The following is a 7298-nucleotide window of genomic DNA, read 5'->3' as shown; positions in this document are numbered from 1 at the left end:
GGCCAGGACAAGGGCGGCGACGGCGGCGGCGGCCGAAAGGCCGCGGCGCGAATAGGCCATGAACATGCGAAATTCCCCAGCTCACGCGCGGCGTCTTCGCGGGACGCCGAAACTCCGAAGCCCTTATAACGCGCCCCGAATCGTTTGCCGATCACTAATCCGCCAGCGGGGCCGACCGGCGTCGGGTTCAGCCCGGCGGCGCGCTTCGCTGGATCGGCGCGCCGGTCCCGATGTTCAGCTGCTGGGTCGGGGAGACGGGCGCGGTCCGGGGCGGATCGAAGGGCGCGGTCACGATCGACGGAGGAAGCGGACTGACCACCACCGGATCGGACACCGTGATGGTGGCGGGGGGCAGGGCCGCGCTGCGGGTGCAGGTCGCCAGGTCGCGCACGATATGGCGACCGACGCAGAACATGTCCTCGTAACTGGGCCGCGACGCCGCAAGGCACTGATACAGGTTCAGCTTGGATTCGTTCAGGCAGTTCCGGCTGGTCGGTTCCGACTGCAGCGCGGCCGTATTGGCGTGCGCGTCCTCGCCGGCCGCGCCGAGGGCCGCCAGGGCGGCCAGGGCCAGGGCGTTCGTCACCACGGGCGGATAGGGGGGCTGGCGGGGTCTCCGCCCCCCCGGGACGGCAAGGCCCGAGCCTCTGTGGGCGGCGGCGAACAGGCGCGCCGATTCCGCAGCTGACGGCAGCATTGTCTGGCCGGACAGGGCCTTGGCGCCCTCCAGCCGGGTCACGCGATCGGTGATGTGGGCGATCGCCCATGACCGCCGGCCGTCGGCCTGGATGGCGTAGGCGTCGTTTTCCACCGAATTGGCGGCCGCGCTCAGCGCGTCGATGTCGGCGTCCAGGGCGGCCATGATCAGCCCCGCCGCGTCCGCCGCGCCCGGCATGTACGAGGCTGTGCGCGGATCGGCCACGATGTCGGCGATCATCTTCTGCCGGCCCGTCGGGTTGACGCCATACTGGTTGACGCCCGCGACGAAGGTCGGCGATTGCAGGGCGACGATGGAGGCATAGGCGACCATGCCCCGCGAAATCTGGCCCGGGTCATAGGCCGAGCCCTGGCGCAGGGCGGCCTGGATGGCCTCCGGATTCTCGAAACCCCCGCGGATGGCGGCGATCTCATGCGCGAACGCCAGATAGACCGCCGCATCCTGGGCGACGCCCTGGTTCAGGTTGATCGGCGGCGGCGTTCGCGCGGCCAGGGCGGCGGCCTCGGCGGCGATACGCGCGGCCTCGGCTTCAGCTTCGGCCTTCCCCGAGGCGCATCCCGCCAGGACGGCGGTCGCACACAGGGCGGCCAGCAAAGGGCCGCGGCGCATCATTGCCGAACGCATGAACTCTCCTCGAACTGTCCGTCGTGGAGCAGAGAACGCGCTGCCGGCCAATTTGAGGCAGGCCGGCGACCGACTTTCGATCAGTCGAACAGTTTCGAGACCGATTCCTCGTTGGCGATCCGGCGGATGGCCTCCCCGATCAGGGGGGCTACGGACACGGTGCGGATCTTGCCGCAGGTCGAAACCTCGTGGGGCTGTTCGATGGAATCGGTGATGACCAGTTCCTTCAGCGGCCCGTCGGTCACGCGCTGGACGGCCGGTCCCGACAGCACGCCGTGGCTGATATAGGCCGAGACCTCGGTCGCGCCCTTGTCCATCAGGGCCTGGGCCGCGTTCACAAGGGTGCCGCCCGAATCGACGATGTCGTCGAACAGGATGCAGCGCCGGCCCTCGACGTCGCCGATGATGTTCATGACCTCGCTCTCGCCGGCCCGGGCGCGCCGCTTGTCGACGATGGCCAGATCGGCGTTGAGGCGCGAGGCCAGCGAGCGGGCGCGGACCACGCCGCCGACGTCGGGCGACACGATCATCAGGTCGTCGCCGCGCGGATAGTGGTCCTTGATGTCCTGGGCCAGCACGGGGGTGGCCACCAGGTTGTCGGTCGGAATGTCGAAGAAGCCCTGGATCTGGCCGGCGTGCAGATCCATCGTCAGGACCCGGTGCGCCCCCGCCCGCGTGATCATATTGGCCACCAGCTTGGCCGAGATCGGCGTGCGGCCGCCGGTCTTCCGGTCCTGCCGGGCATAGCCGAAATAGGGCATGACCGCCGTGATCCGCTTGGCCGAGGCGCGCACCAGCGCATCGGTCATGATCAGCAGTTCCATCAGATTGTCATTGGCCGGATAGCTGGTCGACTGCAGCACGAAGACGTCCTCGCCGCGAACGTTCTCCTCGATGACGGCGAAGACCTCGTTGTCGGCGAACCGCTTCACCTGGGCCTTGGTCAGGGGCATGTCGAGGTGGGCGGCGATCGCCTGGGACAGGGTCCGGTTGGAGTTGCCAGAGAGCAGCTTCATGTCCGGTCATCCTTTCGCCGTCATCGCCGGGCTGAGAATGCCGCCGTGGCGCTGGCGCGCTACATACCAGCGGATGGCTGCGCCACAAGGCGTGGCGCGCGTTTTTAAGGGCTGTTTCGCGCATTGGCGCAGACAAGTCTGCTGGTGTAGAGATCGCGTCTCGTTTTCGGGGGCGCCGACGGGTTCGCGCCCGCCGGCTTGCATTTTGAGGTCGTCCTTGCCTGCTTCCAAATTCCGCGCCGGCCTGATCCTGGCCACCGTGGCTGTTTCGGCCCTGACGATCTCGGCCTGCGCAGGCCGCCCCAATCGTCCGCGTCTGGCCTATGAGGAGCGCCCGGTCGAGGCGCTCTACAACACCGGCTACCAGCGCCTGCAGAGCAACCGCTGGGCCGACGCGATCGACTATTTCCAGGAGGTCGAGCGTCAGCATCCGTATTCGGAATGGTCGCGCCGCGCGATCCTGATGCAGATCTACGCCTACTATCAGAACAACAATTACGCCGAGGCCATCGCCGCCTCGGATCGTTTCATCCAGCTGTTCCCCGGCAATCCGTCCGCGCCCTACGCCTTCTACATGAAGGCGCTGTGCAATTTCGAACAGATCACCGACGTGGGCCGCGACCAGGGCTATGCCCAGGCGGCGCTGGACGGGCTGAAGGATGTGCAGCGCCGCTATCCCGGCACGTCCTACGCCATCGACGCCACGGTCAAGATCGACATGGTCAACGACCAGCTGGCGGGCAAGGAGATGGCCATCGGCCGCTACTACCAGCGCGCCGGCCAGCCGCTGGCGGCGATCAACCGCTACAAGGCGGTGATCGACAATGAAGCCTATCAGCGCACCTCGCACACGCCCGAGGCCCTGTACCGGCTGGTCGAGGTCAATCTGACCCTGGGCCTGAAGGAAGAGGCGACCCGCAACGGCGCCGTGCTGGGCTTCAACTATCCCGGCAGCCCCTGGTACGCCGAGGCCTACGCCCTGCTGACGGAAGAGGGCCGCCAGCCCGGCGTCGCCCCGACCGGCCAGCGCGAAAGCTGGCTGCGCCGGATCATCCCGGGCTGAGCCGACTTGACCACGATCATTTATGTAACTACATAAATGATCGTCTTCGATCCCGACAAGGACAAGGCGAACCTCGCCAAACACGGGGTGTCGCTGAGCCGCGCCGAGACTATGTTCATCGATGACGCCCTCATCGAAATCGATGATCGGCGGGACTATGGGGAGCCGCGATGGATCCTTTACGGAGAGATGGACGGGCGTCTTCATGTCCTGGCCTTCACGGTCCGAGAGGGAATCACGCGGGCGATCAGCCTGAGGAAAGCGAATGACCGGGAACAGAAATACGCCGCACAACAAAGGCGTCTCTGAAAACCTCCAGGACTTCGTGGTCGACGATGAGGACACCCCCGAACTGACCGCGGAACGCGCTGTCCGGCTGCGGCCGGCCCGCGATGTCCTGCCGGAATATGTGCTGGCGCAATTCAAGCGGTCGCCGGGTCGGCCTCGCTCTCCGTCCGCAAAAAAGCAGGTCACGCTTCGGCTGGATGCGGAGATACTGGACTACTTTCGGGCCGGGGGAGACGGCTGGCAATCCCGCATCAACCGCGCCCTGAGACAAGCCGCCGGTTTCACGGATTGATCGTCAGCACTTTGCTAGACTGACGCCGATGACGAATCGTCCGCCCTCCGCGATCACACCGTGCTGACCGCCCTCTCCATCCGCGACATCGTGCTGGTGGACGCGCTCGACCTCGAGGTCGACGGCGGCCTGACCGTGCTGACCGGCGAGACCGGGGCCGGCAAGTCCATCATCCTCGACGCCTTGGGCCTGGCCCTGGGCGCGCGCGCCGACGCCGGCCTGGTGCGGGCGGGGGCCAGACAGGCCTCGGCCACCGCCGTCTTCACCGCCCCCGACGACCCCGCCCTGCTGGAGATGATCGCCGCGCGCGGATTCGAGGTCGCGCCGGGAGAGGAACTGATCCTGCGCCGCACCGTGGCCGCCGACGGCCGCAGCCGCGCCTTCGTCAACGACCAGCCCGCCGGCGTCGCCGCCCTGCGCGAGATCGGCCAGGCCCTGGTCGAGGTGCACGGCCAGCACGAGACCGTCGGCCTGCTGGACTGGAAGACCCACCGCGCCCTGCTGGACAACTACGGCGGCCTGCAGCCCCAGCTGGACGGCGTGGCCGGAGCCGCCGAACGCCTGAAAACGGCCGAACGCACCGTCGCCGACCTCAGGGCCGCCGCCGCCGACGCGGCCGCCCATGCCGAGGAGCTGACGCAGAACCTCGCCGAACTGGACGAGCTGGATCCCCGCGCCGACGAGGAGACCGAACTGGCCGGCGAACGCGCCCTCCTCGGCGCGGCGGAAAAGGCTATCGGCGATCTGGCTGACGCCCGGACCCAGCTGGGCGGGGACAAGCTGTCCCAGAAGCTGTCGGCCGCCCTGCGCGCCGTCGAACACGCCCGCCAGCGGGCCGGGCAGGCGGGCACGGACCCCGAACATCCCCTGCTGCAAAAACTGTCCGCCGCCGCCGAGGCCATCGACCGCACCATGGTCGAGGCGGAAGAAGCCATCGCCTGCGTCGACGCCGCCGCCAACGCGTTCGACTTCGAACCCGGCCGCCTCGACAAGGCCGAGGAGCGTCTGTTCGCCCTGCGCGCCGCCGCCCGCAAGCTGAACACATCGGTCGACAGCCTGCCGGCGCTGCGCCTCCGCTTCCGCGAACGGCTGCGCCTGATCGAGGACGGGGCCGAGGCCATCACCGCCGCCGAACGCGCCGCCTCGGCCGCGCGCGAGGCCTATGACGTCGCCGCCATGCTGCTGACCTCGGCGCGCGAGGCCGCCGCCGACCGCCTGACCGCCGCCGTCATGGCCGAGCTGGGGCCTCTGAAGCTGGACCGCGCCCGCTTCCGCGTCGCCTTCGAGCCTGTGGCCGAGGGCCGCCGGGGGCCGCTGGGCGTCGAGACCACCCGCTTCGAGATCGCCACCAACGCCGGCACCGCCTTCGGCCCGCTGGACGCCATCGCCTCGGGCGGCGAACTCGCCCGCTTCTCCCTGGCCATGAAGGCGGCCCTTGCCGAACGGGAGGATCAGCGCCAGCCGGTGATGATCTTTGACGAGGTCGATCAGGGCGTCGGCGGCGCCGTGGCCTCGGCCGTCGGCGCGCGCCTGCAGCGTCTGTCGGCCGGCGCCCAGGTTCTGGTCGTGACGCACAGTCCCCAGGTCGCGGCCCGCGGCCACGCCCACTGGAAGGTCCGCAAGGCCGACGCCGGCGGGATGACGACCACCACGGTGGATGCGCTGGACGACGACGCCCGCCGGGAAGAGATCGCGCGGATGCTGTCGGGGGCGGTGATCACGGACGAGGCGCGGGCGGCGGCGAGGTCGCTGATCGGGTGATGGGGAAGCGGCGTCGTTCGTCGCCAGGCGGAGGTTCCAGCGGTCGCCCGTGGACGGAGAGCCCATGTCCGACGCCGGGGTCAGTCACGCGAGATGGAGGTCCCTTCGAGAAGCGGCGCATGGGCGTCGAGCCTGCGGGATAGGAACTCGGTGAAGAGCTGGACGCGTTTCGTCTTGCGGGTCTCCCCCTGTGTGAGAATCCAGAGCGTTCCGTACATGTGCAGGTCGGTGCCCGGAACTCTCGCCAGCAAGGAATCGGCGTCTCCGACGAAGCACGGCAGGGTCGTGATCCCGAGCCCTTGGCGGACAGCGGCGATCTGCGCTTCGCCGTCCGTGGTCCTGAACGGGACGCCCGCCGTGCGAACCTCGCCCTCGCGGACCCACTCCGGGACGCCATGAGCGCTAATGACGATCCACCGCACGGGATCGGCCGCCCCCGCCCGCCACGCGGCGAGCCGCTCGCGGGACAGGTAGACGGCGCCGAACACGTCCGGTCCCTTCAACGCATGGAGATTTAGCGGAAGGGTCTTGCGGTCGTAGACGACGCGGATCGCGACATCGGCCTCCCGGTTGGTCAGGTTCGCCAGCTCGCCGGACGACAGGATCTCCATCTCGATGTCCGGATGCAGGCGCGCGAAATCGGCCAGATCCCGCATCAGCAGATGGGTCGCGACGGTCGGCGCCATCGTCACCCGCAGACGTCCGCGCACGCCCTGGTCGCGCCCGAAGACACGCGTCTCCAGCTGGTGTGACGACGCTTCCATCTGGTCCGCGAGCTCAAGGACCTCCTCGCCCGCCGTCGTCAGGCGATAGCCCGAAGGCAGTTTTTCGAACATCTGCGCGCCGAGCCGTTCCTCCAGCTGGGCGATGCGTCGCAGCACGGTCGAGTGGTTCACCCCGAGGCGCTGGGCGGCCGCCCGCACCGAGCCTCCGCGCGCGACGGCGAGGAAATAGCGGACGTCATCCCAGTCGATCATGGTGCATTCTTGCGCCGCGCCGCCTGGCTTTCCAAGCCTGTCTGGAACCAATCTAACACCCGTCAGGCGGTCTGCAGGATATTCCGGATCGTTTTTGCACCACCGATGTGCGCGTCGTCGCACTCACGCCGGACGCAGAAAGACCCACTTCCATCGCCTCGGGACGACCCCGGACAAGGAAGGATGCAATCATGACCAGACTGAATGGAAAGACCGCCGTGATCACCGGCGGCGCGACCGGCATTGGCCGCGCCGCGGCAAGGCGCTTCATCGAGGAGGGCGCCTTCGTCTTCATCTTCGGCCGCCGGCAGGACGCGCTCGATGCCGCTGTGGCCGACCTCGGGCCCAATGCCCGCGCGGTGAAGGGCTCGGTCTCGGATGAGGCCGACCTGGACCGACTCTATGCGGCGGTGAAGGTCGAGCGCGGAACTCTCGACATCGTCTTCGCCAATGCCGGGACGGGAAGTCTGCTGCCACTCGGAGAGATCACCGCCGGGCACATCGACGAAATCTTCGACACCAACGTGAAGGGTACGATCTTCACGGTCCAGAAGGCGCT

8 protein-coding genes are annotated in these 7298 nt (G+C 68.4%); 5 read left to right on the top strand and 3 right to left on the bottom strand.

Going from position 1 to position 7298, the window contains the following annotated elements; translation table 11 throughout:
* Nucleotides 1–187: 187 nt before the first annotated feature.
* A complete protein-coding gene (locus VN378_RS01545) occupies nucleotides 188–1342 on the bottom strand; it encodes a hypothetical protein (RefSeq protein WP_325740317.1) in 1155 nt (384 codons plus the stop codon).
* 80 nt (nucleotides 1343–1422) lie between these two features.
* Nucleotides 1423–2358: a ribose-phosphate pyrophosphokinase gene (locus tag VN378_RS01540; RefSeq protein ID WP_325740315.1), complete on the bottom strand. Its 936-nt coding sequence runs from the start codon at nucleotides 2356–2358 to the stop codon at nucleotides 1423–1425.
* Nucleotides 2359–2563: 205 nt separating this feature from the next.
* Here VN378_RS01540 and VN378_RS01535 point away from each other — a divergent pair, with 205 nt between their 5' ends.
* Genes VN378_RS01535 through recN form a run of 4 tightly spaced genes read left to right on the top strand, consistent with a single transcriptional unit; the run spans nucleotide 2564 to nucleotide 5762 of the window.
* On the top strand, nucleotides 2564–3421 hold the full coding sequence (locus VN378_RS01535) for an outer membrane protein assembly factor BamD (RefSeq protein ID WP_414642200.1): 858 nt from the start codon (nucleotides 2564–2566) through the stop codon (nucleotides 3419–3421).
* A gap of 36 nt (nucleotides 3422–3457) precedes the next feature.
* Nucleotides 3458–3730: a BrnT family toxin gene (locus tag VN378_RS01530; protein WP_325740312.1), complete on the top strand. Its 273-nt coding sequence runs from the start codon at nucleotides 3458–3460 to the stop codon at nucleotides 3728–3730.
* A complete protein-coding gene (locus VN378_RS01525; RefSeq protein ID WP_325740311.1) occupies nucleotides 3687–4001 on the top strand; it encodes a BrnA antitoxin family protein in 315 nt (104 codons plus the stop codon). Before VN378_RS01530 ends, VN378_RS01525 begins: the two co-directional genes overlap by 44 nt.
* A gap of 60 nt (nucleotides 4002–4061) precedes the next feature.
* On the top strand, nucleotides 4062–5762 hold the full coding sequence (recN, locus tag VN378_RS01520) for a DNA repair protein RecN (RefSeq protein WP_325740310.1): 1701 nt from the start codon (nucleotides 4062–4064) through the stop codon (nucleotides 5760–5762).
* Between the two features lie 80 nt (nucleotides 5763–5842).
* On the opposite strand, the gene VN378_RS01515 is transcribed toward recN, so the two are convergent.
* On the bottom strand, nucleotides 5843–6739 hold the full coding sequence (locus tag VN378_RS01515) for a LysR family transcriptional regulator (protein WP_325740308.1): 897 nt from the start codon (nucleotides 6737–6739) through the stop codon (nucleotides 5843–5845).
* 191 nt (nucleotides 6740–6930) lie between these two features.
* On the opposite strand from VN378_RS01515, the gene VN378_RS01510 reads away from it, so the two are divergent.
* On the top strand, nucleotides 6931–7298 hold a 368-nt coding region (locus VN378_RS01510; RefSeq protein WP_325740305.1), incomplete at its 3' end, for an SDR family NAD(P)-dependent oxidoreductase.

The sequence above is a fragment of the Brevundimonas sp. genome (genome assembly GCF_035561115.1).
Classification (GTDB): domain Bacteria; phylum Pseudomonadota; class Alphaproteobacteria; order Caulobacterales; family Caulobacteraceae; genus Brevundimonas.
Note: the sequence above shows the minus strand (reverse complement) of the source record. Positions and strands in the feature narration are given on the sequence as shown.

Excerpts from the sequence above, each read along its gene's own strand:
- VN378_RS01545 (WP_325740317.1), bottom strand. The coding sequence starts at position 1,342 with ATGCGTTCGGCAATGATGCGCCGCGGCCCTTTGCTGGCCGCCCTGTGT.
- VN378_RS01540 (WP_325740315.1), bottom strand. The coding sequence starts at position 2,358 with ATGAAGCTGCTCTCTGGCAACTCCAACCGGACCCTGTCCCAGGCGATC.
- VN378_RS01530 (WP_325740312.1), top strand. The coding sequence starts at position 3,458 with ATGATCGTCTTCGATCCCGACAAGGACAAGGCGAACCTCGCCAAACAC.
- VN378_RS01525 (WP_325740311.1), top strand. The coding sequence starts at position 3,687 with ATGACCGGGAACAGAAATACGCCGCACAACAAAGGCGTCTCTGAAAAC.
- VN378_RS01515 (WP_325740308.1), bottom strand. The coding sequence starts at position 6,739 with ATGATCGACTGGGATGACGTCCGCTATTTCCTCGCCGTCGCGCGCGGA.